Genomic DNA, 2,222 nt, shown 5'->3' with positions numbered 1-2,222 from the left:
ATCAAAAGCAATAACAGGTCTGTAAACAGGCATAGACTCTACAACAGCATTAGTACACAGAAGTGACTGCATTGTCTGTGATGCAACCTGTCCTATTGATTCACCTGTAATAAGTCCCATACAACCTGAGTTCTTAGCAAGCATCTCTGCAATACGCATCATATATCTTCTCATGATGATAGTTAATTCATCATGTGGACACTTGTCATATATATACATCTGAATATCAGTAAAGTTAATCACATGAAGCTTAACCTTGCCTGTATACTTTGCTATAACCCTTGCAAGATCTTCTACTTTCTGCTTAGCTCTTTCCGAAGTATACGGAGGAGCATTAAAATATACAGCTTCGATCTCTACACCCCTTTTAGCTATCATATAGCCTGCAACAGGGCTGTCGATTCCGCCTGAAAGAAGAAGCATTGCTCTTCCTGCAGTACCAAGCGGCATTCCTCCTGGTCCCGGAATTACTTCTGAGTAAATATTGATCTTCTCTCTAAGCTCTACATGAAGAAGAATATCAGGATTATGAACATCAACTGTAAAGTCGGGATGAGCTTCAAGGATAGCTGCTCCAAGGTCTCTGCCAAGTTCCATTGAATCAAGAGGATAAGACTTATCAACTCTTCTAACCTGAACCTTAAAGGATTTATGCTTATCCGGATATACTTCTCCCATAAATCCTGCTACAAGCTCTGCAAGCTTTTCCGGGTTAGGAAGTTTACTGTCTCCATCTCTTTCAATAGTAACTGCAGGGCATATTCCTGAAAGACCAAATACTGTCTGAAGAGCGCTGATAGTCTCATCAAAATCATAGTTTTTGGCTTCAACATATATACGTCCGGCTGTTCTTGTTACGTCAAACTCGCCTGCACACTTTTCAAGGACTCGTCTTATCTGACGCATTAGAGCATCTTCAAAGACATAACGATTCTTACCCTTTAAGCCAATCTCGGCATACTTCAATATAAATGCGTGATACTGCATCATAACCTCTTTCTGATCTTAATTAGTTTACTTTATCTCTAAAACCGGACTTTACCGGTAATTATTCATCACTTATAAATCAAGTAATATTCAATATGCCATAAATGTTCAGACATATTATGAGTATTAGTAATTACTGACGTGAATATCTTCTAAGCATAGGCACGACCGCTTCAAGCGCTTCTACAGCCATGTTTATTTCTTCTTTGGTTGTAAATACAGACATACTGAAGCGAAGTGTAGAATCCAAAAGCTCCTTATCAACTCCTATAGCTTTAAGCGTATCGCTTACATGAGGACGATTGGTTGAGCAGGCACTTCCCGCAGAAACATATACATCCTTATCCTCAAGAGCATGAAGAAGCACCTCTGCTCTTACGCCCTTAAAGCTCATGCTTACGATATGAGGAGCACTGTCATTATCTGTCTTTCCATTAACAGTTACTTCATCGAGCTTGTCATTTACTGAATCTATAAAATAGCGCTTGAGCTCTCTCATTGTTTCTACATGGCTGTCAAGAGATTCATATATCTCTTCTGCAGCTCTTCCAAGTCCTGCTATTCCAGGAACATTTTCTGTTCCTGATCGCATACCCTGCTGCTGACCACCGCCATAATTTATAGGCACTATCCTTACGCCATTTTTGACATATAAAAAGCCTGTACCCTTTGGCCCGTGTATCTTGTGACCACTAACAGACATAAGATCGATTCCCATTTTTGAAGGATTGATATTAAATTTGCCATATCCCTGGACTGCATCTACGTGAAAATAGGTCTTGGGATTAATTGACTTTATGATCCTGCCACACTCTTCAATAGGTTCAAGAGCACCTATTTCATTGTTAACAAGCATTATACTTACCAAAATAGTATCAGGTCTTATTGCATTTTTAAGATCCTCTACTACTACCTGACCGTTCTTATCAACAGGAAGATAAGTAACTTCAAACCCCTGTTTTTCAAGATATCTCATAGTCTCAAGGATTGCAGGATGCTCGACAGATGAGGTGATAAGATGTTTTCCAACCTCTTTTTCTTTGGCTCTTGCTGTTCCTATTATGGCCATATTGTCAGATTCTGTTCCACCTGATGTAAAAAAGATCTCTTTATCATTACAGTGAAGAGTCTTTGCTATTTGCTTTCTTGCATTCTTAACTATATCTTCTGCAACCTTGCCAAAGTGATGCATACTTGACGGATTACCGTACTCTTTAGTCATTGTATCTGCAACA

At 39.2% G+C, this 2,222-nt stretch carries 2 protein-coding genes; both read right to left on the bottom strand.

From position 1 onward, the window contains the following. A partial coding sequence (thiI, locus tag K6G87_RS15210) for a tRNA uracil 4-sulfurtransferase ThiI (RefSeq protein WP_296839122.1) occupies nt 1-987 on the bottom strand: 987 nt, incomplete at its 3' end. 133 nt (nt 988-1,120) lie between these two features. Then, nucleotides 1,121-2,222: cysteine desulfurase family protein (locus K6G87_RS15205; RefSeq protein WP_296839119.1), on the bottom strand; the 1,102-nt coding region annotated here is incomplete at its 5' end.

The organism is Butyrivibrio sp., from assembly GCF_024699075.1.
Note: the sequence above shows the minus strand (reverse complement) of the source record. Positions and strands in the feature narration are given on the sequence as shown.